The organism is Enterobacter sp. GD03975, from assembly GCF_029838645.1.
Taxonomy (GTDB): Bacteria; Pseudomonadota; Gammaproteobacteria; order Enterobacterales; family Enterobacteriaceae; genus Enterobacter; species Enterobacter quasihormaechei.
Map to the genome: position 1 here is coordinate 595,232 of NZ_JAOBZC010000001.1, position 25,995 is coordinate 621,226.

Sequence of the window (25,995 nt, forward strand, 5' to 3'; positions counted from 1 at the left end):
CTGGGTGGCCTCTTGATTATGGCGAGCTGCTCCGGACATGCCCGCGAATACCGCTTCTCCCCCTCTTCGCTGGAAGGGGACATGCTGATTCAGCAGGATATCGATCTTTCGCTATTTTCGAAATCCAACGCTCAGCTACCCGGAACCTACTCTTCAAGAGTGATGGTCAACGATCGTCGCCTTGATGACGCTGATATCACGTATGTGAGCACGCCCGACGGCGCATTAGCGCCACAAATGACGCCTGATATGCTGCGAATGTGGGGCATTAATGTCGATCGTTTTCCGAAACTATTGGAACTTCCCGCTGGCGAAACGTTGCCAAAACCCCTGGGAAACTACATTCCCATGGCCTCAGCCGCGCTTGATTTCTCGACGATGACCCTAAAGCTGAGTATCCCTCAGGCAGCGATCGGCGGGACCGGCCGGGATTACATCGACCCATCACGCTGGGATGACGGAGTTCCTGTCGTGTTCAGCGACTATGCCTTTTCCGGGTCGCAAAACAAAGACAGCGACGATAATGAAACGTCCAGCCAGTACCTGAATTTGCGCACCGGCGCAAACCTTGAGGGATGGCGCGTGCGAAACTACTCCACGTGGAGCAAATCAGATACTGATAATCACTGGGAAAACATAAATACCTATCTGCAACATGACGTTGATGCGCTTAAGGCTCAGTTTACTGCTGGGGAAAGTAACACCCGCGGTGAGGTGTTTGACAGTCTCCAGTATCGTGGGGTGAACCTCGCCTCAGACGAAGAGATGCTGCCTTACAGCCAGCGCGGTTATGCGCCTGTCATTAGAGGGATAGCCAGCTCAAACGCGGAAGTCTCGGTTCGCCAGAATGGCTACCTCATCTATCAGCAGAACGTCGCGCCGGGCGCGTTTGAGATCAACGATCTTTACTCCACCACAAACAGCGGCGATCTGGAGGTAACGGTAAAAGAAGCCGACGGTACCGAGCATCACTTTACGCAACCCTACTCCAGTATCGCCGTTATGCAACGTCCGGGGCACATGAAGTATGAATTCACGGCGGGACGTTATCGCGCCGATAGCGGCAGCGATCAAAATGAACCCGACTTCGTGCAGGGAAGTTTTATCTACGGATTCAACAATATTCTCACCTGGTTTGGCGGCTTAACGCTTTCAAAAGACTATAACGCCGCCAATACGGGGGCGGGTATAGCGTTAGGCCCGCTGGGCTCACTTTCAGCAGACGTCACCGTAGCCGATACCCGGCTCGACGACGACAGCGAGCACAAAGGCCAGTCCTGGCGTTTGCTGTATACCGGTAAAATTGACAGTACCAATACGAATTTCACCCTCGGCAGCTATCGCTATTCCAGCCGGGGTTATTACAGTTTTGCAGACGCCAACCAAAAGCTTGACGGGCACGAAGATGACCTGCTGTTCCGCTATAACAAACGCAACCGTATTCAGGCCAGCATTAGCCAGACTATTTCCGGCGTGAGTCTGTACCTTAACGGCTATCAGCAGGACTACTGGGGAACCTCGAAAAAAGAACGCAGCCTCTCTGTCGGGTTTAATACCGTTCTCGCAGGCGTTAGCTATCATCTGGCGTATACCTACAGCAAAACGAATGGCGAAGAGTCAGACCGGATGGTGTCTTTTGGCTTTAGCGTTCCACTCGCCAGATGGCTACCGCGTGCGTGGAGCAGCTATAACATTAGCAACACCAAACACGGATACACCCGGCAAAACCTCGGTTTCAACGGCACCCTGCTGGATGATCAGCGTCTGAGCTACTCGCTACAGCAAAGCCATTCTAACCACGATGGAGAAGACACCAGCAGCATATATGGCAGTTACCGTTCGCAATATGCCAACCTGAATGCCGGGTACTACGCCTCTTCCGATCATTCTCAACAGCTTAATTATGGGATCAGCGGCGGTATTGTGGCACACCCGCACGGTGTCACCCTTGCTCAACCGTTGGGCAATCAGTTTGCCATTATTAATGCCAACAACGCAGCGGGTGTTCGTTTCCAGAACCAGCGTGGCATTCAGACTGACTGGCAAGGGAATGCCATCATCCCGTCGCTGACTCCGTATCAGGAGAACCGAATTCGAATCGATACCTCCAGCCTGCCGGAAAACGTAGACAGCAGCGATACCTCGGCCACGGTTATTCCGTCCCGTAATGCTGCGGTAGTGGCCAATTTTGATGCTCACGTTGGCTACCGAATGTTAATCACTCTGACGCGTCCGAACGGGCAGCGCGTTCCGTTTGGTGCCATCGCGACCAGTGCATCTCCCGTCATCAGCGGGATCGTGGATGATACCGGCACCGTTTATCTGGCAGGCATCGGGGATACCGCGCAGCTGACGGTAAAGTGGGGTAACGGCCCCGATCAGCAGTGCAGCACCTCTCTTTCACAGCAGACAGATCGTCAAAATGAAAGCCCTAACGGCATTCGCTCAGTTAGCGTGCTTTGTCAGCAGGAGCACCCGCATGTTGAATAAACTACAGAGACTTACGACAACAGCCTCACTCACAACGGTGCTGGTTATGGCCTATTATCCTTCCAGCAGCGCTGCTGGCGTAACCCTACTCCAGAACTGTTTCGGCGCACCGCAAACCTACAATGTGTCGTACGACCATGAATTTGATTCCAGTGAAAACGTGGCCAATCGCGACTACGATATTCCCGATCATCTGGTGGGTGCCGGCGTAGAGATGGAGGCTAACTGCACCTGTCCAAACAATTTATTTTCCTCCAGCATGGTGTATGAAAAAACGCTGGTGGGCAGCCCGCTCAGCCCAGGCGTAAATGGTTATGGCTATCTGACCGACAAGATTGATGCGGATATTACCGGCTACGCCGATGCAATTAACTCCCCGGACGGCACTTATCTCACCCCGGTGCCAATAAATGAATACCCCACGTCGCGGGGAAATATGCAGAGTGTCCTTGAAAATTCGCTGGCGAAACCCGAGTCCGAAGCCAGCGTTTGCAGCAGCGATACCCAACCCTCAGGAGCCGCAGCAATAAAGCGTAAATTTCGCTGGAATGTTGTGGCGGTCATGCTCCACGTTAAAAAGCCTATTCTGGGTGAAGAGGTGATTCCACCCACGCTCATTGCTCAGAACTATGCCTGCCTTTATATCGGCTCCGGTACTACCTGCGACGGTACTCAGGCAGAACAGGTCTCGGATATCTGGTTTGGGGGTACCCTTTCAGCGCCACTGAGCTGTACGATCAACGCAGGCAGCACCATTGAGGTGGAATTTGGTAGCATTGTCAGCAAGCAGTTCACCCAAAAAGGGCAGCCGCCGCAGGGCTACGCCCTTAAGGGCGTCGATATAGCTTATCACTGTGACGATAACGCCGTTGGTAACACGGATCGAATTAAGCTTACGCTGTCAGCGGACCAGGGCGTGGCGGACAGCCGTACGCCGTACATTGCAAAACTGCTTGAGCGAGATGACCTGGGTGTACGCGTCTATGACGAAAACAGCCAAAACGTTGCACTGGACGGTACTTATGAATTTCCCGTAGCAATGGACGAACAGGGAAATGGTGTCATTAAAATTCAGGCTGTGCCGGTCAGCCTTAAGGATGCCTCTCCTGCCCCCGGCAGCTTCGAAGGTAACGTGACGGTAAAAATGGATCTACGCTAGCCAGAACACCCTCAGGCTGCTCAAACAACCTGAGGGTAAACGCATTTATCAGAAGCCGAGGCTGTCCAGCAGATCGTCCACCTGATCCTGGCTGGCCACCACGCCCGCCTTGCTGGCGTCGAGCTGTGGCCCATTGAGCAGGCTTTCGTTCTCGCGTTTCGGACGGGCGGCCGGTTCCGGAATGTTTTCCAGCAGCACCATCAGCAGCTGACGCTCAATCTCCTGAATCACATCCATCATGCGCTTGATCACCTGGCCGGTAAGATCCTGGAAATCCTGCGCCATCATAATGTCGAGCAGCTGGGCGTTAGTGAAGCTGGTGTGTCCCGGCACGTCACCCAGGAACTGGCGGGTATCGGTGACCAGCTCGCGCGCGTCGGCCAGCTCGATTGGGTTTTCAAACCACGCGTCCCAGCGTTGGGTCAAGGCTTTTGCGCCCTTCTCCATCGCGTCCTGGTGCGGCTGCGAAGCTTCAACACTGTTCAGCGCGCGCTCGGCTGCCTGTGCGGTCATCTGCACCACGTAGTCCAGACGGTCACGGGCGTCAGGGATGGCTTCCGCCGCTTCGGCGATCGCCTGGTCCAGCCCCAGTTCACGCAGGCTGTCGCGCAGCATGCGCGTGAGGCTACCAATGCGGGCAATAATGTCGCTCGGCGAATGTTCTTCAACGGGTTTCATAGCAGGTTGCATCATCACCACCACCTCACATGCCGAGTTTCTCGAAGATCTTGCCGAGCTTCTCTTCCAGAGTCGCCGCGGTGAAAGGCTTCACCACGTAGCCGCTTGCGCCCGCCTGTGCGGCAGCAATAATGTTCTCTTTTTTCGCTTCTGCGGTCACCATCAGCACCGGCAGAGAGGCCATGCCTGCATCCGCGCGGATGGTTTTCAGCAGTTCGAGACCGTCCATGTTTGGCATGTTCCAGTCGGAAATCACAAAGCCAAACCCGCCAGCCTGAAGTTTGTTCAGCGCATCCACACCGTCTTCTGCTTCTTCAACATTGTTGAATCCCAACTCTTTCAGCAGGTTGCGCACAATGCGACGCATGGTGGAAAAGTCATCCACAACCAAAAACTTAAGCTCTTTATCCGCCATAAAATAATACTCCTGAGTCAAATACGTATTGCCTGTCCGGCACTGATTTTCGCCAGCATCTGCTGGCTTACCTGGCTAAGATCGACCACTTCGCTCACGCCACCCATATTGATGGCCTCGCGCGGCATGCCGAACACCACACAACTTGCTTCATTCTGCGCGATGGTCCAGGCGCCAGCCTGGTGCATCGCAAGCATTCCGGCGGCGCCGTCGTTGCCCATCCCCGTCAGGATCACCCCTACGGCGTTGCGCCCCGCATGTTTCGCCACCGAATGAAACAGCACATCCACCGACGGACGGTGCCGGTTAACCGGCGGCCCGTCATGAATTTTGATTTGATAGTTCGCCCCGCTTCGCGCCAGCTCCATGTGTTTGTCACCCGGAGCGATATACGCGTGTCCCGGCAGCACGCGCTCGCCGTCTTCCGCCTCTTTCACACTAATCTGGCACAGCTTATTCAGGCGCTCCGCGAACGAGCGGGTAAAGCCTGGCGGCATATGTTGCGTAATCAGGATACCCGGGCTTGAGAGCGGCAATGGCTGGAGTACATGGCGAATTGCCTCTGTTCCTCCGGTTGACGCGCCAATCACCAGCAGTTTTTCCGAGCTGAGTAATGGCCCCGCCTTCAGCGTTGCCGGGGCCGCCGTCGGCTTGTGCGCGGCGAGCTTCGCCCGGGATGCGGTGCGGATCTTCTCGGCGATCATCTCGCTGTATGCCAGCATCCCCTCGCGAATGCCGAGCTGCGGCTTGGTGACAAAATCCACCGCCCCCAGCTCCAGCGCGCGCAGGGTAATCTCCGAGCCTTTCCCGGTCAGGGAGGAGACCATCACCACTGGCATCGGTCGCAGGCGCATTAATTTTTCCAGAAAATCGATGCCATCCATGCGCGGCATTTCGACATCGAGCGTCAGCACGTCGGGGTTATATTTTTTGATTAAATCCCGCGCGACCAGCGGATCGGGCGCTGTCGCCACCATCTCCATATCGCTGTGGCTATTGATGATTTCGGTCATGATCTGACGCATCAGCGCCGAATCATCGACAGACAATACCCTGATTTTACTCATGCTTTTTCCTTACTCAGCGCATATACCGTTTGCCCACGCAGGCTAAACTCACGCACGAGGTTGCTAAAGTTTTCCGAGTGCCCGGCAAACAGTAAACCGTCAGACTTGAGCAACGGAACAAAGCGACGCAGAATGTCCTGTTGCGTCGTTTTATCAAAATAGATCATCACGTTACGGCAAAAAATGGCGTCGAATGGCCCCGGCACGTTGTACTGCTTGTCCAGTAAATTAACGGGGGCAAATTCCACGCAGTTCGCCAGCTCCTGGCGTACGCGCACCAGTCCTTCATGCGGGCCAGTTCCGCGCATGAAGTAACGCTGTAGCTGCTGAGGCGACAGCGTTTTCAGCTCATCCTGGCGATAAACGCCGTTGCGGGCTTTTTCCAGCACTTCGGTGTCGATGTCGCTGGCGTACACTTTCCAGCGGCCCGGCGCCATGCCCAGGGTGTCCGCCAGGGTGATGGCCAGCGAGTACGGCTCCTCACCGGTGGAGGCCGCCGCGCTCCAGACGCGATACTCTCCGCTACGGCGACGGGCGTGTTCCGCCAGCACCGGGAAGTGATGCGCCTCGCGGAAAAACGCGGTCAGGTTGGTGGTTAATGAGTTGATAAATGCCTGCCATTCGGCGCTGTTCTGGTTCGCTTCGAGCATGCTCAGATAGCGGCCAAAATCGTCCAGCCCCAGCGTGCGCAGGCGCCGCACCAGCCGGTTGTAGACCATGTCTCGCTTATGGTCAGCAAGCACGATCCCCGCACGCTGGTAGATTAACTGACATATCCGACGAAAATGCGCGTCGGACAGCGCGAGGCGCTGTGTCATCTGCAACAATAATGACGTTTGCCCTGAGGGCATGGGTGATGTCATAGCGCCTTCTTAATCACATTCAGGATACAACGGGCACGGCCTGTGACCGTCCGACTTCTGTTACTGCTTCAACGTGCTCTTTCACATTAAATACGGCGACTAACCCGGTAAGGTGATCCGCCTGGTTCGCCAGCTGATCGGCAGCCGACGCCGCCTCTTCCACCAGCGAGGCGTTCTGCTGCGTAACCTGATCCATCTGCGTGACGGCCTGCGCCACCTGCTCAATGCCGCGACGCTGTTCATCCGACGCCGAGGCAATCTCGCCCATAATGTCGTTCACCCGCGTCACGGAGGTGACAATCTCGTGCATGGTCTGCGCGGCGGTATCCACCAGCGCGGATCCCTGCTGGACGCGGGAGACCGATTCTTCAATCAGCCCTTTGATCTCTTTCGCCGCGTTGGCGCTGCGGCTGGCGAGGTTACGGACTTCACCGGCAACCACCGCAAACCCGCGTCCCTGCTCCCCGGCACGCGCCGCTTCCACCGCAGCGTTCAGCGCCAGAATATTGGTCTGGAACGCGATACCGTCGATGACGCTAATAATGTCGCCAATTTTCTGCGAACTGGCGGCAATCTCCTGCATCGTGCTGGCGACGTGCGAGGCTTGGTCACCCCCACGTTTCGCCGTCATCGCCGCCTGTCTGGACAAGTCGGACGCCTGACGCGCGTTATCGGCGTTCTGGCTTACCGTCGCGGTCAGTTGCTCCATACTGGCCGCCGTCTGCGCCAGCGATGCCGCCTGCTGTTCGGTGCGGGACGACAGATCGTTATTGCCCGCCGCAATCTCTGAGATCCCGGTGTGCATGGCGTAACTGCCCTGACGAACGTTGCTTACCGTTTCCCGCAGCGATCCCTGCATCGCCTTCAGGCTGGCAAAAATCGCCGATATTTCATTCTTGCCATACACGGCAACCGGACGCGCCAGATCGCCTTTTGCGATACTGTCGAAGTGGCTGCTGATGATGGCCAGCGGCTGCACGATCGTTTTGCGCGACCACCACAGCGAGCCGCCGGTCAGCAGGGCCGCCAGGATCACCACGGTCAGAAAAATCATCCCTGACATGCGGTAGCTGGTACGGCTGTCCGCGCCGGCACGCGCCACAAACTGGTTAATATTCTGCTGCCACGCGTTAAAGCTGCCGTCGAACGCCGCCTGAGATGCCTGTACCGGCGCGGTCAGGAAGTCAGAAAGCTGGTTGTTCTCCAGCCACGTCGCCTGATGCTCGAGATCGCCGTACCACGCATCAAAGTTCTTCTTCATGGCGACCTTCAGCGCTTTCTCTTTCTCACTCACCGCCTCCTGCGCCGCAAACGCCTTAAACTGCGCGTCGGCCTGCTTCAGGCTGCTGCGGGCCACGACCATCAGCGTCTTAATATCGTCCGGCGGATAGCTCAGCGCGGTTAAGGTCCCTGCTTTGTTCAGCGCAGTGCTTGCCTGCAACAGCACGGCACGCGTTTGTGCCAGTGCGGAGCGCTGCTGATTACTCGTCTCAACTTCCTGCAAATTCTGATAGCCATCGCGAAACGCCCAGAAAGACAACCCGTTACTGCCAACCTGCAAAACCCCACACAGGATCAGAATCAAAAACAGTGTGGTCGAGATACGAATACGATTTAACATCCACGCTCCCATCAAGCGGCAAGCAGCCGCGGTTTAATTGTCAGTCAAAATGTTTCCCAGTTTTCATCTTGTCCGGTCACCGCTGCGCGCGTACGTGCTGTCACGGGCGCCGGGGCTGCTTCGCCGTACGCCGACCGCGAGCTGACCGTATTTGTTGTTTTTGAAGTAAGACGGAACGCCGAGACGGCCATTTTCAGGCGGCTCGCCTGGTCCTCCAGCGCAGCGGCCGCCGCAGCGGACTCCTGCACCAGGGCGGCGTTTTGCTGCGTCACACGATCCATTTCCGATACCGCCAGGGCGACCTGGTCAATACCACGACTCTGCTCGTCCGATGCAGAGGCGATTTCACCCATGATGTCCGTCACGCGCGTCACGGCATTCACGATGTCATTCATGGTTTCACCCGCGCTTTCTACCAGCACCGAGCCGGTATCCACGCGTGAAACAGAGTCTTCAATCAGGGCTTTGATCTCTTTCGCCGCGTTGGCACTGCGGCTGGCAAGGTTGCGCACTTCGCCGGCGACCACGGCAAATCCGCGTCCCTGCTCGCCCGCTCGCGCCGCTTCAACGGCCGCGTTCAGCGCCAGAATGTTGGTCTGGAATGCGATGCCGTCGATAACGCTGATGATGTCGGCGATTTTCTTCGAGCTGTCGGCAATGTCGTGCATGGTTTTCACCACGCCGTCGACCACGCGACCGCCGCGCTGGGCGGTATCGGACGCGCTTTCTGCAAGCTGAGACGCCTGGCGGGCGTTGTCGGCGTTCTGCTTCACGGTTGCGGTGAGCTGCTCCATGCTGGCCGCCGTCTCTTCTAGGGCAGACGCCTGCTGTTCGGTACGGGACGAGAGATCGTTGTTACCCATCGCGATTTCACTCGTGCCGGTGTAGATGGCATCCGCCCCCTCACGCACGTTGGCGACGGTATCAATCAGCGAACGCTGCATATGGTCGACGCTGGTCGCCAGCTCGGTGATCTCGTTGCGGCCAGAAACGGTCAGCGTTTTAGTGAGATCGCCCCGGCCAATGTCACGGATATGCGCAATGACGCGGCCCAGCGGGTTCAGCAGGATATGGCGAATGCCGTACCAGACGGCCATCAGCACGATGACCAGCGCGAGGGCGAGAACCGCCATCTGCCATTTTGCAAAACGGTAGTCGCTCTGGCTTTGCGTAAACGCCGAGTGATAAAGCTCGCCGCTGGCTTTGGCGTACTCGCCGAGCGCCGCGCCGAGGGCGTTCTGCATGCCCTGGGTCGGCTGGGCGAAATAGGCATCCATATTGCCCTTCTCCAGGAACTGCACCAGCTCCGTCAGGCCGGCAAAGTAGGCCTGATATTTTTCATCTATATTCGCGCTCGCCTGCGCCATTGCGGGCTGAGGGGCGATTTTTTTGAAGGCGTCATAGTGTTTCGCCGCGTCTGCCAGCGTGGCGCGCGCGTTCTTCAGCAGTTCCGTTTTGGCGCTGCTCTGCTGGTTGTTCGGGTCCATCATCATGCGGGCGGACGAGCGGCTCAGGTTGATACGCGTCTGCAACATCAGATCCCATGTCGTGGTCAGTTCACTTTGCTGCATCCGCAAATCGTTCGAGGCCGCGAAGCTGTCCTGGTTCTGTTTTAAAGACGAGAAAAAGAGGCCGCCAGAAATAAGCTGAAGAAGTGCGAAAATGACCAGCACCATCATTAGCATTGTGACAACGCGGATACGGTTCAACATACAACACCTTCTCATCGATTGATTAACGGTGTTATCGGCACGGGCCACGGGAACTTTACATTTGCGAAAGGGAAAAGCGCGGAGGATCAGAACGCGACGTCAACAATCAGCGTGTCGCTGTAGGTTCCGGCAGGCGGCGTGGCCTGGCTGGTCAGGACTTTAGCGGTGTAGTTGTAGGTGCGTAAAAGCCCGTCGGTACTGACCTGGGACGAGCTGGCGCTGGCCCAGCGCTCGCTGCCGCTGCCGCCCCAGCGGTTGCTGGTCGCCTCTTTATAGATGTCGTAACTCATAAAATTACTGCCGCTAACCATACGACGAACGTTGTTCAGGGCGTTTGCGCCATTGTTAATCCCTATGGTGTAGGTGCTGCCTTTGGTGCAGGTGACGGCGATCGACTGCGAAACGGTGGGGAAATTTTGCACCAGCGGCGCGCTGTTGAAGTTCACGTCCGGCGTGGTCATGGTGCTGCAATCGTTGGTGACGGTCATATTAAGGAGGATAGAGGTGGTTGCCGTGCCGGTTTGCGGGGTCAGGCACGCCCCGACCGCGCCAACGGCGCACACGTTGTAGTTGATGCTGAACGTTAGCAATACCTGGTACGGCCCGGCCGTGACGTTCTGCCCCGGCACGGTACGGAAATAAAGGGGAATGTTGTAGCGTCTGGACCCCAGCAGCCCGAGCAGGGTGTTGCCGCTCCAGGTATAGGATTTACTGATTTGCACTTCACTGTTCCCGCCACAGCCAGTGGCACCGCACAGGCGCGTGGGGATAACGTCCGCGATAGCCGCGTTATCGGTGCGTTTCATGGTGGCGCGGCTGTTGGCGGCTATCGATGCCGAGGTGTAGGTCAGCGTCACCGAGTCGTTGGTGAGGAGGTTCAGGACCGTATCGCAGGAGACCACCAGCGTGCCGGTGGTTTGCACCTCCCCCGTGCTGCTCAGGGCGAACGAGGTGACGCTGCCAAACGAGGCGTTCACCGTACTGACGGTGCAGGCCGCCCAGCCGCTGCCCGAGAACAGCAGCAGTATGGCTATCATCAAACGTTTCATGGCGCCTCCCGGCAGGTCAGCGGACCGTAGGTTTGCAACTTATGCTCGGGGTTTGCGCCCACGGTCAGCGTTGCGGTACAGCGTTTACCGTCCGGGGTGATAACCTCCAGTGGATTCACATCGTTGAGGTTTTCCAGCCAGGCGAGGCCGTCATAGCCGACAACCGCGCTGCTGCGGGACGCGCGTTTGACCTGGCTTCCCACCGGGATCGCATAGCCCTGCGCGTCGTGGAGGATCACGCTGGCAACCCGCTCTTGCTCCATCGGGAAATCCACCAGATAGCCGTTATGCCGACGAATCGCTACCCGACGTTCGGTCTCCTTCAGCCGGGTATCTGCCGGAAGGTTCAGGGTATCAATGCGGTAGCTTGCCGGATAGTAGGCAGAAACGCCGCTCACCAGCAGGTAGCCTTTGTTATTGGTTTTACCCACCGGCTGGTTCTCGTAGCTGACGGGTACGTCCGGGTGTCCGTCGGTGCTGATCACCACAAACGCGTCGTTGATTTTGTTCGCCGCAAACAGTTCACCGTCCATCAGCACGATGGATCCCATCGCCTCGCCCCACCAGGTCATCATGCCCTTCTCGCCGTAGCCGCCGCCCTGAAGCTCAACGTTGTTATTGCGCCAGCCGAGGGTGGCCTGCTGATAGTTACTCGACCGCGACTGGTTGGCCCAGGCCATGTTCCAGCTAAAGCCGCCGTCAGACGGCATCGAGTGGTTATAGTTAATGCGTTGCGTGCTGCCTGCGTCAGGCGTGTTTTCAAAGGTGACGGCGGCGCTGTCACGTTCGCCGAGGGGAACCTGCAACGACAGCGCAACCGTCCAGTCGCCTCGCTGCTGGTCACGACTGGCAGCCAGATAAATACTGCTTGAGCCCCACAGATTGCGGCTCCAGGAGAGGTTAAGCAGCTCGGTTTTGCGGCTGTCAAAACTCTCAACGCCGATCCACGCCGCGCCGATATTGCCGTAATCACCGAGGTTAAAGGTTAAGGAGTACTGGTCGGTATTGCGGCTCAGGCTGGCAATGGGGTTATCATATTCATCATAAACGGTGGGTTGATCGTACAGGGCGAGGTTGCCGAAGCCGCGATCGCGTCGGGTATGCTGGGTCGCTACGCTAAACTCGCTGGTGCTGTACTGATAGCCCCAGTTCATCTGTCCCCCTTCGTCGCCGCGCATCCGGCTTTGGGTATAAGCGGTATTGACCACGCCAAAACGCCCGATCTTCACCACCGTGCCCGCGCCGCCGAGCGCCAGCGATTCCGCCCCTTCCGCGTGCCCTTCCAGCGTGAGCCAGTCGGTGAACCCGTAGCGATACGATCCGCTGCCCGCCGCCGGGCCATAGTCGAAATTGTCTATACCGTAGTTGCGCCGCAGGCTGCCCAGCGTCAAAGCGCCGTCGCTCAATCCCTGCTTCAGCACATCGCTGCTGACATAAAACGGCAGCGTGGTGCTCACCTGACGCCCCAGCGCGTCGGTGGTAACCAGTACCGCATCTCCCGCGCCGTTGATATACGGCAGATTAGTGAGGGTAAACGGCCCCGGCTGAAGACGGGTGGAGCCGGAACGGTAGCCGTTGATAAACAGATCGACCGAGGTCGGCACCGCCGCCTCACCGGAAAACTCCGGCAGCGGCCAGGTCACCAGATCCGGACGCAGGGAGAAGTCGCGCCCGTAGCTGATCCCGCCCATGCGCACGCTGGTGCTCCAGCTCAGCGCATCGCTGATAACGTCCCCGACGGTCCAGGTGGTGGCATCCTCTTCGTTGGTGATCAGCAGGGTCGAGTCATAACGCACGTACCCTTCCTGCTGCCCGCTGCTTCCGGCAAAATTCTGTCGGGCGTACCCTGTTGAAGAAAACGAATAGTCTTCGTTGAAATAGCGGAACTCATGCCACAGCGATGCCTGGCCGCCCGTGTGCTCGGTATGGTTGGTATAAACGTCGTAGTTGAGCAGCGCACCCCGGCCATAATGCGGTTTGCTTTGCGCGCTCTGACCGTTAAACGAGGTGATCCGCGCCGCAACCCAGTCCCGGGGGACCGTCAGCATTAGCCGCTGGGCGGTGCTGTCATACTCCACGCGTACCGATGAAAGCGTTGAAAGGTTCACCTCTCCGGCAGGCACATGCTCCGGCGGCAGCCCGGCGCGAAGCAAATCTGCCCCGGAAATAAACCAGGCGCCCTCGCGCTGCGTCACCGGCACCACCAGACCCGTGTCATAGTGGTTCAGCACCAGGGCGAGCTGGAATACTGCTTCACCGTTCATCGTCTGCGCGTCCGGCGGCGGCGGTAAACTGTCGTCGCCGGTTTCGCCAAAGGCGCTGGTACTGACGCAAAGCAGGATCATCATCGCCGGTTTCAGCTGTCGGGCGTCGATTGCCATTGCGTATCCCTGGCATTAATTTGCGCGCTCATCCGATTCGGCTGATAAATCCCTGCCGGAAGCGGCCAGCTTCGGGTGCTGCCTGGCAGCACGTAACCCAGTAGCCCCTCGGCAACCGTGCGTTTTTGCCCGCCCTGCTCAACCGCAACCTGGCTGAGCCTGACGTGAACGTTCCCCTGATTGCGGACCTGAAGCGCGGGTTTTCCCTCCTCCTGAATGACCCGCCAGCTGAGTTGTTGCGTGTTCGCCAGCGCGTGATGCGCTCCTTCATTGAGAGTGGGGATCCCCTGGCCGTAGACGAATAAAGGAATGGAGTAGCGCATTTGCAGTTTCAAGCCCAGGGACGGTTCCGCTTTAGCATCCGGCTGGGGAATTTCATCCACGATAATGCGGTAGGCTTGCTCGACGCCCGACGGGATCGTCCCCTGCTTGATCAGGCGAATAAGCTGTTTACTGCCGTTTGCGATGGTCACAATCGGCGGGCTGGCGACCACATCCTGCTGGGCAGTGTAACGCTCATAACCGCCCTCCTGTTTCCAGCGTACAATACGTATCTGCATTGTCGTGGCGCTGTTGCCCTGGTTCTGGATCCACAATTCAGTGGCTTTGGCCTCTGCCGCAAGCCACGGATCGATGGGCCACAGAAGAATGGTTGCCGCTGCTTGCGCCTTTACCGCCGCGAGGGCCGTTACCCCCAACAGACTTATCAGGCCTGACCGCCTGAATAATGCCTTCATCGATGCTCTCCCTTTCCTACCATGACAAGGTCACGGTGAGTTGATCTGAATAAGTTCCTGACGGGCTAAACCCGGTCAGCAGCGCGACGCCAAAAAGAGGCAGCGCGATGTTATTGCTGTTGGTATAGGTAATCGGTATGGCCTGGTTAACCCCAATTTCACTGTTTGCGGCCAGAGAGCTGCTGCTGTAGAGGCGGTATCCAACCACCTCCGTCCCGCCAGAACGGGTCATCCGCCGCACCGAGCTGTAGTTCTGCCCGCCGTTAATGCTCATGCTTAGCGCCACGCCCGGCGTACAGGCGATGGACAACGCGCCGTCGGCGACAAAGCTGGTGCTGACCGGCGCGCTTTCCACGCCGCTGCGGGTCCCGAAATTTAGCGTACCGAAACGCCCGCCGGTGCCGGTGCTTACCGAGCATCCGGGTACCACCGTCGCGCTCACCCTGAATGACTGGGACGTCACCGCCCTGGCGTCGGGGAGCAGTACCAGCCCGACGAACAGGGCCAAAAAAGGGTGCACGAGGCCCTCTGCGCTAACGCGCAGACATAAACACAGTGCCTTCATGGCTGAATCAGTAGGTGACGCTGACGTTAATCGTGTCGGTATAGGTGCCCGGTACGACCGTTACGCTATTGCCGCCGCCCGTGATGCGTGCGTAAAGGGTGTAGCTGTCCACCCCACCCGCCGTAGAGGCAACCGGCAGCGCGGCATTGTTCGCAACCACGTTGTTGTAACCGCTATCGCTGAACAGGCTGTAGGCAACGCCCTGCGCCGCATTGGCGGTGTTCACCAAATAGCGGCCCGGCGTACCTGGGGTGCCGACGACGGTTCCGGGTGCGGTAGCGTTGGTGTTGCCGGTGATCGCCACCGTATAGCTGGCGGTGGTACATTGAATGGTAAAGGTGTTTCCTCCGCTGGCACCGGTTAACTGGGTTGTCAGCGTGGAAAACGTAGCAGGATGGGTGCCGAAATCGAGCGTACCGAAGTTAATGCCGTTTTGCGTTGGCGAGCCGTTGATCAAGCAGCCGTTGGTCAGCGTCAGCGTCGCGCCGATAGTGCCGCTACTGGTGACTGCGAGAGCCTGACCGACCGTTGTCGCCGTCAGCAGCGTGCCCGCGCAGATAAAAAGAAGTTTTCTTTTCATTTACCACTCTCCAGAAGATTATAGGTTCGCTTGCTATATTTTATTCATACTGTTCAATATGTTAGCCCCGCTAAAACATTCCCCGGCGCGGTTACTGAGAATTTAGTTTATGGTTAACACTTCAACCACTTTCATCAAAAAGCGGTCAACCTCGCCCGAATTAACAGACTATTAACAAACATTACAAAGAGTTAGCAAAAAAAAAGAGGCATTATTCTTGCTTAGCTTGAGGATATATCGCCTGTAGTGTGATCTGCGTCACAATATATCGTGACCTGCAAAACAACGAATTTCATAAAAATTAAAAACAAGTTGTAACTCACCCCGCTTTACTTCAATTTATGCCCCGAATATTTTCCTGCGCTTAAATAAAAATTTTGTATGCATTGACGCAGGAAACTCTTTTAGCGCATCGAGGATCTTTTTGTGGCAAGTGCAAACAAACTCACGCTCTTCATCGTGATTTTCATGTTGGCGGGTATTCTTTCAGGTGCAGCGATCCATGAATATGCTTCGCCCGACGCGATACAGGCCTGGTCGGAGAACATTACGCTGCTGACCGATATCTTCCTGCGGCTGATTAAAATGGTGATTGCCCCGCTGGTGTTCAGCACCCTGACGGTGGGCATTATGAGGCTGGGTGAAACGTCGACGATTGGACGCGTCGGTGGTAAAGCGATGGTATGGTTTATCAGCTCGTCCGTGCTTTCCATTCTGGTGGGGCTGTTTATCGTTACCCTTGAACAACCCGGCAGCGGTCTGAACCTGAGCATTCCTACTGAGACGGTTGATACCGGCCTGGCCGTGAGCGGGATGTCGCTGAAAGCCTTCCTGTCACACACCATTCCAACCAGCATTGCCGGCGCGATGGCCAACAATGAGATCCTGCAAATTGTGGTCTTCTCGATGTTCTTCGGCATTGGCGGCGCGTCGCTGGGCCAAAAATTCAACGCCCCGCTGGTCGCGGCGCTGGATGTGGTGTCCCACATTATGCTTAAAGTGACGGGCTACGTAATGTACGTTGCGCCGCTCGCCATTTTTGCAGCGATTTCGTCGGTGATTGCCACGCAGGGGCTGGGCATTTTGCTGAACTATGCCTCGTTTATTGGTGGTTACTATGTGGCGATCCTCCTGACCTGTCTGGTGTTGCTGGCGGTCGGTTATATGGTGTTGAAAAAAGAGGTTTTCCGTCTGGTGGCGATGCTGAAGGATCCGGTGCTGGTGGCGTTTACCACCAGCAGTTCAGAAGCGGCATACCCTAAAACGCTGGAGCAGCTAGCACGCTTCGGCTGTTCACGTAATATCGCCTCTTTCGTCCTGCCAATCGGCTATTCGTTTAACCTGGTCGGCTCCATGGTGTACTGCTCGTTCGCCTCGATGTTTATCGCCCAGGCGTACAACATTCACCTGAGTTTCACCGAGGTGACGGTGCTGATGCTCACGCTGATGCTGGCCTCGAAGGGTATTGCGGGCGTACCGCGCTCGTCGCTGGTGGTGCTGGCGGCAACCATTCCGAGCTTTAACATTCCGGTCGCCGGGATCCTGCTGCTGATGGGAATTGACCATTTCCTGGATATGGGGCGATCGGCCATCAACGTGCTGGGGAACGGGATTGCGACGGCGATGCTGTCGCAAAATGAAGGGGCGCGGGAAGCGGAGGCAGAGCTGGTGGAGCAGGAGGCGTAAGGTTACAAAAGAGCCGGGTGGCGGCTTCGCCTTACCCGGCCTACAAATGGCTCGAACACGTAGGCCGGGTAAGCGTCAGCGCCACCCGGCTTTGTTTTATGCCACGTGATTCGCCGCGATATCCAGCAGCGCCATCTCTTCACTGTTCAGCAGCTTCTCAATATTGACCAGAATCAGCATACGCTCGCCGAGCGCACCCAGACCCGTCAGGTATTCCGTCGACAGCGTGACCGCAAACTCCGGCGCAGGACGGATTTGATCGGCGGTCAGCGACAGCACGTCAGACACGCCATCCACGACGATCCCTACCACGCGCTGCCCCAGATTCAGGACAATCACCACCGTGTTGTCGTTGTACTCCACGTCGCCCTGGCTGAACTTCACGCGCAGATCCACGATAGGCACAATCACACCGCGCAGGTTGGTCACACCCTTGATAAACGCTGGCGTGTTCGCAATGCGCGTTACCTGATCGTAACCGCGAATTTCCTGCACTTTCAGAATGTCGATCCCGTACTCTTCATCCCCTAAAGTGAAAACCAGGAATTCCTGCCCAGATGGCTCGCCCGCCAGTTTCGTTACGTTACTCATACCGGTCATGTTATTACCTTTTACTTAATCAGGCGGCTGTGTTCGCCACACGTTGTTCACGATTTAATCCCTGAAGTGCCGATACATCGACGATCAGCGCGACGCTACCATCACCCAGGATGGTGGCAGCAGAGATCCCCGGCACTTTGCGGTAGTTACTTTCCAGGTTCTTAACCACCACCTGATGCTGACCAATCAGCTGATCGACCAGCAGCGCGTAGCGGCGTCCGGCGCTTTGCAGGATCACAACGATACCCTGCGTCGCCTCGGTTTTTGCCCCGTCCACTTCGAACACTTTCCACAACTCCACCAGCGGCAGGTACTCGCCGCGCACTTCAAGCACGCGCTCGCCGCCCGCCAGCGGATGGAGATCTTCTTCACGCGGCTGGAGGGATTCCATCACCGCATTCAGCGGGAGAATAAAGACTTCGTCCGCCACTTTAACGGACATACCGTCAAGAATGGCCAGCGTCAGCGGCAGCAGGATACGAATCGTGGTGCCCGCGCCCTGCTTAGACTGGATCTCAACGTGACCGCCCATCTCCTGAATGTTACGTTTCACCACGTCCATGCCCACGCCACGGCCGGAAACATCGGTGACCTGCTCTGCGGTTGAGAAGCCCGGGGCAAAAATCAGCATGCCCACTTCTTCATCGGTCATGTTTTCATTGACCACCATCCCCTGCGAAATCGCCTTCGCCAGGATACGCTCGCGGTTCAGGCCCGCGCCATCATCGGTCACTTCGATGCAGATGTTGCCGCCCTGATGTTCCGCAGAGAGGATCAGGTTGCCAACTGGCGATTTCCCGGCGGCCACGCGGTTTTCCGGCAGCTCGATGCCGTGGTCGAGGCTGTTACGCACCAGGTGCGTTAACGGGTCGATAATGCGTTCAATGAGGCTTTTGTCCAGCTCGGTAGAGCTGCCCATCAGCGTGAGTTCGATTTGCTTGTTGAGCTTGCCGGCCAGGTCGCGCACCAGGCGCGGGAAGCGGCTGAAGACATATTCCATCGGCATCATGCGGATGGACATCACCGATTCCTGCAAATCGCGGGCGTTACGTTGTAACTGGCCCATGCTGGTGATGAGATCCCCGTGGGTCACCGGGTCCAGCTCGTTGGAGCGCTGGGCCAGCATCGACTGGGTGATCACCAGTTCACCGACCAGGTTGATCAGCTGATCCACTTTTTCTACCGCCACGCGGATGCTCGTGGACTCGCTGGAACGCGCCGCCGGTTTTTCACCGCGCGCCGGCGATGCCGTCTCTTTAGGCACGGCCTTCAGCGCAGGGGCAGCAGGGACCACCGCAGGGGCCTTTTCTTCCGCAGCGGGCGCTTCAACCGCCGCAGCGTCGGTTTCGAAAGCAATCTGATCCGCTTCAATAACGAAGCACAGCACCGCCACGATGTCGTCCTGGCCGATACCGTCGTCGAGGGTCGCGGCCAGGCTGTCTTTGCCCTTCACCACGTTGCTGAGCGTCGCCAGGTTACCCAGCTCCTCTTCCAGCAGGTTGACCTCGCTCTCTTTCAGGCGTGACAGCACCACGCGCAGTTTCCCTGCGGGCGCTTCAGGAGCCGTATCTGGCTCAGCAACGGCGTCAACAACGCTCAGTTTTGCCGCAGGGACAACGGGCGCAGACGCCTCACCTTTGGCTTCCAGCGCGAGCTGACGCAGCGCGTTGCAGATGTATTCAAAGCTGGCGGCATCAGGCTCTGCCGAACTTTTATAGGCGTCGAGCTGTTCCTGCATAATATCTTTCGTTTCCAAAAACAGGTTGATAATGTCGGTATTGAGCTGCATCTCACCGCGTCGTGCTTCATCCAGCAGGTTTTCCATTAAATGGGTCGTTTCCTGCAAAATGGTAAATCCAAACGTGCCGGCTCCGCCTTTAATGGAATGCGCCGCACGGAAGATGGCATTGAGCTGTTCTGAGTCCGGTGCTTCGGGCACCAGATCCAGCAAATGTTGCTCCATATCGGCCAACAGTTCGTCGGCTTCATCAAAAAATGTCTGGTAAAAATCGGTAATATCCATGCTCACGCTATCACCTCGGATTGGCTGGTGGCGATGTTGGAACGGCAGCCGAAGGGACGGCCCCAGGCTGTTTTAAATCGTCCAGTGACTCATTCTGACTTTCGGCGTTTTCATGCAGGATGGCCTGCTCCGCCTGCTGGTTCAGCACTAAAAGACTGATACGACGGTTGATGGCGTCATCCGGTCCGCGGTCGGTAAGGCGCATGGTTGCAGCCATGCCGACCACGCGCAGGACCTTGCCATCATCAAGCCCACCCGCCACCAGCTCGCGTCGCGAGGCGTTGGCGCGATCGGCAGAAAGCTCCCAGTTGCTGTATCCCTTCTCGCCCGTGGCGTACGGGAAATCATCCGTGTGACCGGACAGGCTCACGCGGTTAGGAATGCCGTTCAGCACCGGTGCAATCGCGCGCAGAATATCGCGCATATAGGGCTCCACGTCAGCGCTGCCGGTTTTGAACATCGGCCGGTTCTGGCTATCGATGATCTGAATGCGCAGCCCTTCCTGTACCAGGTCGATCTTCAGATGCGGACGCAGCGCGCGCAGTTTGGGGTCCGCTTCAATCAGCTGATCCAGGTCGCCGCGCAGTTTTTTCAGGCGCGCCTGCTCCATCCGTTTTTTCAGTTCGTCGATGTTAGGCTGTTTTTTGACTTCGCCCTGCTGCTGGGTGTAATCGTCACCGCCGCCGGGGATCGGGCTGTCGCTGTTCGAAATACGCGGCCCGCCGGTGACCGCCGTCGCCAGCGGCGTTCTGAAATATTCCGCAATCTGGATAAGCTCTTTCGGGCTGGAGATGGAGATCAGCCACATCACCAGGAAGAAGGCCATCATGGCGGTCATAAAGTCGGCGTAGGCGATTTTCCAGGAGCCGTGAGAACCGTGCCCGTGCCCCTTATGCTTGCGCTTTTTTACGATGACGATCGGGTGGGACTGGTTTTTCATGCGTCCTCGGTGGTCGTCTGTTGGTTAGGGTTTTTCACCGCCCGCACGTGCTCTTCCAGCTCGATAAACGACGGACGTTCGCTGGAATAGAGCGTTTTACGACCAAATTCGACGGCGATCGGTGGTGCATAGCCGTTGAGGTTTGAGAGCAGCGTAATTTTCACGCACTGCATCATTTTGGTGGTTTCGGCGCTCTTCTGGCGCAGCACGCTCGCCAGCGGGGAGATAAAGCCGTAGGCCAGTAAAATGCCGAGGAAGGTTCCCACCATCGCGTGGGCAATCAGCGCCCCCAGCTCTGCCGCCGGGCGATCCGCCGAGGCCAGGGCATGAACAACGCCCATAACCGCCGCCACGATCCCGAAGGCCGGAAGCGAGTCGCCCACCAGCGCCAGGCTGTTGGCCGGCACTTCAGATTCGCTCTCGTGGGTTTCGATCTCTTCGTCCATCAGGGCTTCAATTTCGAAGGTATTCATGTTGCCGCTAATGATCAGGCGCAGGTAGTCGACGATAAAATCGAGCATCATCGCATCGGCCAGAATACGCGGGTAGCTGGCGAAAATTTCGCTCTCTTTCGGGTTTTCGATGTCCCGCTCCAGCGAGAACATCCCCTGCTGACGTGACTTCGCCATCAGACGATAGAGCAGCGCCAGCAGATCCATATACATGCTTTTGGTGTATTTCGAACGACGAAACAGCAGCGGAATCGCCTTCAGCGTGCCCTTGATCGATTTACCGTTGTTCCCAACGATAAAAGCCCCTACCCCTGCACCGCCGATGATGACAAGTTCAGCCGGTTGATAGAGTGCTCCAAGGTGCCCGCCGGTCATCATGTAACCGCCGAAAACTGTACCGAGAACTACCAGGTAACCTAATAAGATAAGCACGACATCATCCTTCCGCTAGTGACTATGGCAGGACGTTCATCTCGAGCGCATGACCGGAACGCAGGGTAAAAAAAAGCAGCGGTAATGGCTTACCGCTGCTGGAATCTTGCCCACAGGTTCGGGTTAAACAGCGTGTTCGATCTGTTCATCCAGCAGTTGTGGAATAATATCGGCAGCATCCCGGGAAAGTTTACGTCTTTTTACGGCTCGGGATGGAGGCTGGCACAAACTACAGGCGAAGCTGCCCGCAGGCTGGTGCGCGTGGGTAATAAAATTGCCGTCACAGCAGTTGCAGCGCGACAATTCAAGCATTCCGCTTTCAACAAAACGCACCAGCGTCCAGGCGCGCGTCAGCGCCAGCAGAGGACCCTCTTCCTGCTGCGGGCATTGCTCAAGGTAAAGTTTGTAGGCTTTGATCACGGCGTCAACGCCGCTACATAAGCCCGTTTTCAGCAGGTACTGCCAGGCGTTGCAGAACATGGAAGCGTGGATATTCTGTTCCCAGGTCATGAACCAGTCCGTTGAAAACGGCAGCATGCCTTTCGGCGGCGGGCTTCCACGTAACTCTTTGTACAGCTTGATCAAACGTCCACGGCTCAGCTGCGTCTCGCTTTCCAGCATCTGTAAACGCGCGCCCAGCGTGATCAGCTCCATCGCCAGCTGTATGTCACGGGCTTCCTGAACAATGCTTTTTTCGCTCATTGTTAAGCCCTTTTCTTCCGGGCTACGTCATCAGGCTGGCTGATTTCGTTGAGCAGGCGGGTGGAGAGAAGAATACCGGTGTGGATCTGTTGCAGATCGTCCACGCGGGATTCCTGAGTCAGACGCGTAATGGTCTGGGGGTTATCAAAACGGAACTGGCAGACAAGTTGGTTCGTTTCCGCCAGCTTGACCATCTGCGGAAGCGTTAATCCACCCAGCATGGTTGCCATCTCTTCGTTAACACCCAGACGAAACATCGCTGACGGTTTGTCCTGACTAATCAAACGCTGCGCGAGCAATAAATACGACAAATTGATGTCGTAAATATGTTTTAGCAACTCGGATGTATGCATTTTTCCCATCCCGAATAACCAACTATTATTTTTATGCGGAAAGACCGCACCCCGTGATGTCGCCGGGAAATCACCCGGTATAAAAAAGAAAAGGCCAAATGCATAGTTGAATTTAGGTTTGTACGTCGTAAAGCGCGTGACCGGCTAACATGGCCAAAATGTCGGTTACACATTTTATCTTTTCTTACAAATAACTAAGATTTTTCCTAATTCGACGCAAACTCTACTCGTCAGTTTTGACACATACAATGCAGCCCCCCCTGGAATTTAAAAAAAATGTGATCTACGTCACATAATTTACGCGAATGTAACCCACAAATCCATCAGCGTGACTTGTAATTTGGGTGTTTTTCACCCAACCGAAGCTTGTTTATATTCTTAAGCAACGAATACTCATGCATCAGGACGGGAAAATTGGGTCGGGGATAGGCAAGAACAGGGCAAATTCGCGATAACCTGCTATGGGGAAAACGTCACGCTGAAACGACATTTAATTAATAAAGTAAAAACAACAAGTTAACGTTGGCAACCAAAAAAACAGTTTCGTTGCGTAACGATCTTCGTCGGGTTGACGTTGCGTTAAGCCGGGTAAACCGCCCGGAAGCTTAAATGTGTCATTTACGTTAAGTTGTTAATTATTTTCATTTAGCCCAACTTTTCAGTTATTCTTCTTATAAGAATAATTAATGAATAATTATGATAAGCTTCACACTAATGACGCATTCACCCCTTGCAGTAAGGTCAGTTTCGCGGTAAAGCTGGGGAAACTTGTCATTCTGACATCAAAGGAGTGCGTGATGAGTTACTCCCATCTGCTTGTTTCCGTTGCTGTTTCTCCCGAAAGCCATCAGCTTGTCGCCCGAGCCGTGTCCATCGCCCGCCCCGCAAACGCCCGCATCAGCCTGATCACGCTGGCCGCCGAACCCGAAATGTATAATCAGCTGGCTGCGCCGATGCTGGAGGATATTCGTGAGGTGTTGCAGGAGGAAACGCAGCAATTTCTGCGAGAGCTGGCACAGAAGGCAGACTATCCGATTCATCAGACCGTCATCGCGACGGGTGAATTAAGCGCGCATATTCTCGACATGTGCCAGAAAGAGAATATTGACCTGGTGATTGGCGGGAATCATAACCAGAGCTTTTTTTCTCGTGCGGCTTGCTCGGCAAAATCCATTGTTTCATCAAGCCGTGTTGATGTACTGCTGGTGCCTCTCGGGGGCAATTAATGCCCCCGGAGAAAATCAGGCGAGTTTAGGGAATGTCGCGATCTTTTTTTGCAGGTCACCTTCCTGACTCTGCGGCTGGATCGCGCGCAAATCGTCAATAAAACGCGCCTGCCAGCGGTCGATATCATTCTTAACGATGGTCTCCATCATTTCCGAATGACGCGAAATACGCTCCGCAAGCGGCATGGTTAACGCACGGTTCAGGGCATTGGCCACGTCATCGCGATCGTAAGGGTTCACAATCAACGCTGAGGTTAACTCGTTTGCCGCACCGGCAAATTGTGACAGCACCAGCACCCCAGGGTCAGCAGGATCTTGTGCTGCAACATACTCTTTTGCCACCAGATTCATCCCGTCGCGCAGCGGCGTGACCAGGCCGACGTCAGCATAGCGGAACACCTTCATCAGGATTTTGCGCTCAAAGTGCTGATTCAGATAGAAAAGCGGTGTCCAGCCGAGCTGACCGTAGCGTCCGTTGATGCGCCCTGCTTCGGTCTCCAGCTGGTGACGAATATCCTGATAGGCCTGAACCTCACCGCGCGAGGTTGGCGCTATCTGGGTATAGCGGATCTTGCCGTGATGCTGCGGGAATTTATCCAGCAGGGTTTCGTAAGCAAGGAATCGTTCCGGCAACCCTTTGGAGTAATCCAGGCGCTCGACCGAGAAGATGTTCTTAACGTGCTTAAGTTCGTTCTTAAGCTGCGCAAGCTTCGGCGGCAGCGGGCCGGAGGCCTGCTCGGCGATTTCGTCAGGCTCAATACCAATCGGGTAGACTTCGGTATGGAAATTTCGCCCCCACGCGGTGTGAGATTTTCCGCCGTGAGTGACAAGCCGCGTTTTACCCGACACGCTGTCGAGGAAAGCCAGCCTGTCGTTTTCCGTCTGGAACCCGAGCAGGTCGTAATCGGACAGCGCCTCCAGGATCTCTTCATGTTGCGGCAGCGCCGTAAAAATCTCCGGAGTCGGGAAAGGAATATGCAGGAAGAAGCCGATGCGGTTCTTCACGCCACGTTTACGCAGCTCCCTGGCGAAGGGCAGCAGGTGATAATCGTGGATCCATAAAATATCGTCTTCTTCTATCAGCGGCAGCAGTTTATCTGCCAGCAGCGCGTTGACGCGCATATAGCCTTCATACGATTCACGCTGGAACTTCACCAGATCCAGACGATAGTGGAACGCAGGCCACAGCACGGCGTTCGAGAACTCGGAATAATATTCATCGTAGTCCTTTTCGCTGAGGGCGAAAGAGGCCCACGTGATATTGCCCCGCGACACCGTGTTTAGCGGTTTTTCATCATTACTGATTTCACCGCTCCAGCCAAACCAGAGACCACCCGCGGCTTTGAGGGCACCTAATACCCCGACCGCCAGTCCACCGGCACTGGCTTTTTTATCATCCGGCGGTGCGATGCGATTAGAGACGACGACTAAGCGACCCATAATGATTTCTCCCGTTGTTTTGCGCTATTTGTTGTTGTTGCTGGTTAGCGACGTCAGATATCCACTGCCAGACGCTGGCGACATTTTCCAGACGCCATCCGGCAACGGTTTCACCAGGCCCGACCTTGACAGACATGCCCTCGGCCTGGTTTACCACGCTGAACCCGGCCTCATCGGTCAGGTCATCCCCAAAAAAGACTGGCGTACGCCCTTTAAACGGTGCTTCCGCCATAAACGCTGCAATGGCAGCGCCTTTATTAATGCCTGCCGGTTTAATCTCAACCACACATTTACCCGGCTGTAAGGCCAGCTCCGGATGGGCGTCCGCCACGCTTCTTGCCAGCGCAAAGATCGCCGACTCATGGTGGGGTGCCTGACGGTAGTGCAGCGCAAAGGCCATGCCTTTGGCTTCCAGTTCCGTACCAGGAAGCAGTTCCAGTGCCGAAGAGAGTTGCGCATGCAGCGCCTGAATCAGCGTATCGGGGAGTGAAACTATGTGCAGTTGATCATGGATATCGCGGCGCTCCGCTCCGTGTACACCGGCCAGCGGAAAGTGATAAGGACTGGCGAGCACGTCCAGCTCGGCCATTGAGCGCCCTGAAATCAATGCCAGTGCCCCCTCGTTCTGTCGTGAGAGCTGCTGCAAATTCTCTAACACCGTATCCGGTACAACGACGTCATCAGGATGCGGTTCAATCCCGGCGAGCGTCCCGTCGAGGTCAAAAAAGAAAGCAAATTTTCCGGGCAGTACAGGCGGTGCGGTTAACAAGTCAGCCACCCTAATCCTCCTTACGGTTAGCAAAACAGCCATGTAAGTATAGACA

23 protein-coding genes are annotated in these 25,995 nt (G+C 56.3%); 4 read left to right on the forward strand and 19 right to left on the reverse strand.

Features of this window, described 5'->3' with window-relative positions:
* Nucleotides 1–18 precede the first annotated feature (18 nt).
* Together N5C09_RS02720 and N5C09_RS02725 are read left to right on the forward strand one after the other, a co-directional pair.
* Complete coding sequence (locus N5C09_RS02720; RefSeq protein ID WP_227415086.1) at nucleotides 19–2,490, forward strand: fimbria/pilus outer membrane usher protein; 2,472 nt, start codon at nucleotides 19–21, stop codon at nucleotides 2,488–2,490.
* Nucleotides 2,480–3,649, forward strand: a complete 1,170-nt coding sequence (locus N5C09_RS02725) for a fimbrial protein (RefSeq protein ID WP_193527806.1) — start codon at nucleotides 2,480–2,482, stop codon at nucleotides 3,647–3,649. Before N5C09_RS02720 ends, N5C09_RS02725 begins: the two co-directional genes overlap by 11 nt.
* A 48-nt stretch (nucleotides 3,650–3,697) precedes the next feature.
* On the opposite strand, the gene cheZ is transcribed toward N5C09_RS02725, so the two are convergent.
* From cheZ to N5C09_RS02780, 11 genes are all read right to left on the reverse strand, one after another.
* Nucleotides 3,698–4,342, reverse strand: a complete 645-nt coding sequence (gene cheZ, locus N5C09_RS02730; RefSeq protein WP_063450128.1) for a protein phosphatase CheZ — start codon at nucleotides 4,340–4,342, stop codon at nucleotides 3,698–3,700.
* A gap of 10 nt (nucleotides 4,343–4,352) precedes the next feature.
* Nucleotides 4,353–4,742, reverse strand: coding sequence for a chemotaxis response regulator CheY (gene cheY, locus N5C09_RS02735; protein ID WP_000763862.1), 390 nt, complete (start codon nucleotides 4,740–4,742; stop codon nucleotides 4,353–4,355).
* A gap of 17 nt (nucleotides 4,743–4,759) precedes the next feature.
* Nucleotides 4,760–5,809 (reverse strand): chemotaxis response regulator protein-glutamate methylesterase, encoded by a 1,050-nt coding sequence (locus N5C09_RS02740; protein ID WP_003859716.1) that lies wholly within the window; start codon nucleotides 5,807–5,809, stop codon nucleotides 4,760–4,762.
* Complete coding sequence (cheR, locus tag N5C09_RS02745) at nucleotides 5,806–6,672, reverse strand: protein-glutamate O-methyltransferase CheR (protein WP_063868450.1); 867 nt, start codon at nucleotides 6,670–6,672, stop codon at nucleotides 5,806–5,808. Before cheR ends, N5C09_RS02740 begins: the two co-directional genes overlap by 4 nt.
* Nucleotides 6,673–6,691: 19 nt before the next feature.
* Nucleotides 6,692–8,293 (reverse strand): methyl-accepting chemotaxis protein IV, encoded by a 1,602-nt coding sequence (tap, locus tag N5C09_RS02750; protein WP_279748392.1) that lies wholly within the window; start codon nucleotides 8,291–8,293, stop codon nucleotides 6,692–6,694.
* 44 nt (nucleotides 8,294–8,337) lie between these two features.
* Complete coding sequence (tar, locus tag N5C09_RS02755; RefSeq protein WP_279748393.1) at nucleotides 8,338–10,005, reverse strand: methyl-accepting chemotaxis protein II; 1,668 nt, start codon at nucleotides 10,003–10,005, stop codon at nucleotides 8,338–8,340.
* An 86-nt stretch (nucleotides 10,006–10,091) separates the two neighbouring features.
* A complete protein-coding gene (locus N5C09_RS02760; protein WP_107533276.1) occupies nucleotides 10,092–11,054 on the reverse strand; it encodes a spore coat U domain-containing protein in 963 nt (320 codons plus the stop codon).
* The gene (locus N5C09_RS02765; RefSeq protein ID WP_279748394.1) at nucleotides 11,051–13,435 is read right to left on the reverse strand and encodes a fimbria/pilus outer membrane usher protein; all 2,385 of its coding nucleotides are present in this window, start codon (nucleotides 13,433–13,435) and stop codon (nucleotides 11,051–11,053) included. The genes N5C09_RS02760 and N5C09_RS02765 overlap by 4 nt, the downstream gene beginning before the upstream one ends.
* The gene (locus N5C09_RS02770; RefSeq protein ID WP_193033462.1) at nucleotides 13,411–14,172 is read right to left on the reverse strand and encodes a molecular chaperone; all 762 of its coding nucleotides are present in this window, start codon (nucleotides 14,170–14,172) and stop codon (nucleotides 13,411–13,413) included. The genes N5C09_RS02765 and N5C09_RS02770 overlap by 25 nt, the downstream gene beginning before the upstream one ends.
* Before the next feature lie 16 nt (nucleotides 14,173–14,188).
* The gene (locus tag N5C09_RS02775) at nucleotides 14,189–14,737 is read right to left on the reverse strand and encodes a spore coat U domain-containing protein (RefSeq protein ID WP_063450135.1); all 549 of its coding nucleotides are present in this window, start codon (nucleotides 14,735–14,737) and stop codon (nucleotides 14,189–14,191) included.
* Nucleotides 14,738–14,744: 7 nt separating this feature from the next.
* Nucleotides 14,745–15,317, reverse strand: coding sequence for a spore coat protein U domain-containing protein (locus tag N5C09_RS02780; protein WP_063450136.1), 573 nt, complete (start codon nucleotides 15,315–15,317; stop codon nucleotides 14,745–14,747).
* Nucleotides 15,318–15,743: 426 nt separating this feature from the next.
* Between N5C09_RS02780 and N5C09_RS02785 the strand changes: the two genes are divergently transcribed.
* A complete protein-coding gene (locus tag N5C09_RS02785; RefSeq protein ID WP_063868444.1) occupies nucleotides 15,744–17,003 on the forward strand; it encodes a dicarboxylate/amino acid:cation symporter in 1,260 nt (419 codons plus the stop codon).
* Between the two features lie 96 nt (nucleotides 17,004–17,099).
* On the opposite strand, the gene cheW is transcribed toward N5C09_RS02785, so the two are convergent.
* From cheW to flhD, 6 genes are all read right to left on the reverse strand, one after another.
* Entirely contained in the window at nucleotides 17,100–17,603 is a 504-nt protein-coding gene (gene cheW / locus N5C09_RS02790) for a chemotaxis protein CheW (RefSeq protein ID WP_003859699.1), read from the reverse strand.
* A gap of 19 nt (nucleotides 17,604–17,622) precedes the next feature.
* Entirely contained in the window at nucleotides 17,623–19,632 is a 2,010-nt protein-coding gene (gene cheA / locus N5C09_RS02795; protein WP_279748395.1) for a chemotaxis protein CheA, read from the reverse strand.
* Between the two features lie 4 nt (nucleotides 19,633–19,636).
* A complete protein-coding gene (motB, locus tag N5C09_RS02800; protein ID WP_022648511.1) occupies nucleotides 19,637–20,566 on the reverse strand; it encodes a flagellar motor protein MotB in 930 nt (309 codons plus the stop codon).
* Nucleotides 20,563–21,450: a flagellar motor stator protein MotA gene (gene motA, locus N5C09_RS02805; protein ID WP_003859696.1), complete on the reverse strand. Its 888-nt coding sequence runs from the start codon at nucleotides 21,448–21,450 to the stop codon at nucleotides 20,563–20,565. The genes motB and motA overlap by 4 nt, the downstream gene beginning before the upstream one ends.
* A gap of 123 nt (nucleotides 21,451–21,573) precedes the next feature.
* A complete protein-coding gene (gene flhC, locus N5C09_RS02810) occupies nucleotides 21,574–22,152 on the reverse strand; it encodes a flagellar transcriptional regulator FlhC (RefSeq protein WP_003859695.1) in 579 nt (192 codons plus the stop codon).
* 2 nt (nucleotides 22,153–22,154) lie between these two features.
* Nucleotides 22,155–22,505: a flagellar transcriptional regulator FlhD gene (gene flhD / locus N5C09_RS02815; RefSeq protein WP_003859693.1), complete on the reverse strand. Its 351-nt coding sequence runs from the start codon at nucleotides 22,503–22,505 to the stop codon at nucleotides 22,155–22,157.
* A 797-nt stretch (nucleotides 22,506–23,302) separates the two neighbouring features.
* Between flhD and uspC the strand changes: the two genes are divergently transcribed.
* A complete protein-coding gene (uspC, locus tag N5C09_RS02820) occupies nucleotides 23,303–23,731 on the forward strand; it encodes a universal stress protein UspC (RefSeq protein ID WP_279748396.1) in 429 nt (142 codons plus the stop codon).
* Nucleotides 23,732–23,746: 15 nt separating this feature from the next.
* Here the strand turns inward: uspC and otsA are convergent, their stop codons facing one another.
* Together otsA and otsB are read right to left on the reverse strand one after the other, a co-directional pair.
* The gene (gene otsA, locus N5C09_RS02825) at nucleotides 23,747–25,171 is read right to left on the reverse strand and encodes an alpha,alpha-trehalose-phosphate synthase (protein ID WP_107533280.1); all 1,425 of its coding nucleotides are present in this window, start codon (nucleotides 25,169–25,171) and stop codon (nucleotides 23,747–23,749) included.
* Nucleotides 25,146–25,949 (reverse strand): trehalose-phosphatase, encoded by an 804-nt coding sequence (otsB, locus tag N5C09_RS02830; RefSeq protein WP_107533281.1) that lies wholly within the window; start codon nucleotides 25,947–25,949, stop codon nucleotides 25,146–25,148. The genes otsA and otsB overlap by 26 nt, the downstream gene beginning before the upstream one ends.
* Nucleotides 25,950–25,995 lie beyond the last annotated feature (46 nt).

Excerpts from the sequence above, each read along its gene's own strand:
- N5C09_RS02720 (WP_227415086.1), top strand. The coding sequence starts at position 19 with ATGGCGAGCTGCTCCGGACATGCCCGCGAATACCGCTTCTCCCCCTCT.
- N5C09_RS02725 (WP_193527806.1), top strand. The coding sequence starts at position 2,480 with ATGTTGAATAAACTACAGAGACTTACGACAACAGCCTCACTCACAACG.
- cheZ (WP_063450128.1), bottom strand. The coding sequence starts at position 4,342 with ATGATGCAACCTGCTATGAAACCCGTTGAAGAACATTCGCCGAGCGAC.
- cheY (WP_000763862.1), bottom strand. The coding sequence starts at position 4,742 with ATGGCGGATAAAGAGCTTAAGTTTTTGGTTGTGGATGACTTTTCCACC.
- N5C09_RS02740 (WP_003859716.1), bottom strand. The coding sequence starts at position 5,809 with ATGAGTAAAATCAGGGTATTGTCTGTCGATGATTCGGCGCTGATGCGT.
- cheR (WP_063868450.1), bottom strand. The coding sequence starts at position 6,672 with ATGACATCACCCATGCCCTCAGGGCAAACGTCATTATTGTTGCAGATG.
- tap (WP_279748392.1), bottom strand. The coding sequence starts at position 8,293 with ATGTTAAATCGTATTCGTATCTCGACCACACTGTTTTTGATTCTGATC.
- tar (WP_279748393.1), bottom strand. The coding sequence starts at position 10,005 with ATGTTGAACCGTATCCGCGTTGTCACAATGCTAATGATGGTGCTGGTC.
- N5C09_RS02760 (WP_107533276.1), bottom strand. The coding sequence starts at position 11,054 with ATGAAACGTTTGATGATAGCCATACTGCTGCTGTTCTCGGGCAGCGGC.
- N5C09_RS02765 (WP_279748394.1), bottom strand. The coding sequence starts at position 13,435 with ATGGCAATCGACGCCCGACAGCTGAAACCGGCGATGATGATCCTGCTT.
- N5C09_RS02770 (WP_193033462.1), bottom strand. The coding sequence starts at position 14,172 with ATGAAGGCATTATTCAGGCGGTCAGGCCTGATAAGTCTGTTGGGGGTA.
- N5C09_RS02775 (WP_063450135.1), bottom strand. The coding sequence starts at position 14,737 with ATGAAGGCACTGTGTTTATGTCTGCGCGTTAGCGCAGAGGGCCTCGTG.
- N5C09_RS02780 (WP_063450136.1), bottom strand. The coding sequence starts at position 15,317 with ATGAAAAGAAAACTTCTTTTTATCTGCGCGGGCACGCTGCTGACGGCG.
- cheW (WP_003859699.1), bottom strand. The coding sequence starts at position 17,603 with ATGACCGGTATGAGTAACGTAACGAAACTGGCGGGCGAGCCATCTGGG.
- motB (WP_022648511.1), bottom strand. The coding sequence starts at position 20,566 with ATGAAAAACCAGTCCCACCCGATCGTCATCGTAAAAAAGCGCAAGCAT.
- flhC (WP_003859695.1), bottom strand. The coding sequence starts at position 22,152 with ATGAGCGAAAAAAGCATTGTTCAGGAAGCCCGTGACATACAGCTGGCG.
- flhD (WP_003859693.1), bottom strand. The coding sequence starts at position 22,505 with ATGCATACATCCGAGTTGCTAAAACATATTTACGACATCAATTTGTCG.
- uspC (WP_279748396.1), top strand. The coding sequence starts at position 23,303 with ATGAGTTACTCCCATCTGCTTGTTTCCGTTGCTGTTTCTCCCGAAAGC.
- otsA (WP_107533280.1), bottom strand. The coding sequence starts at position 25,171 with ATGGGTCGCTTAGTCGTCGTCTCTAATCGCATCGCACCGCCGGATGAT.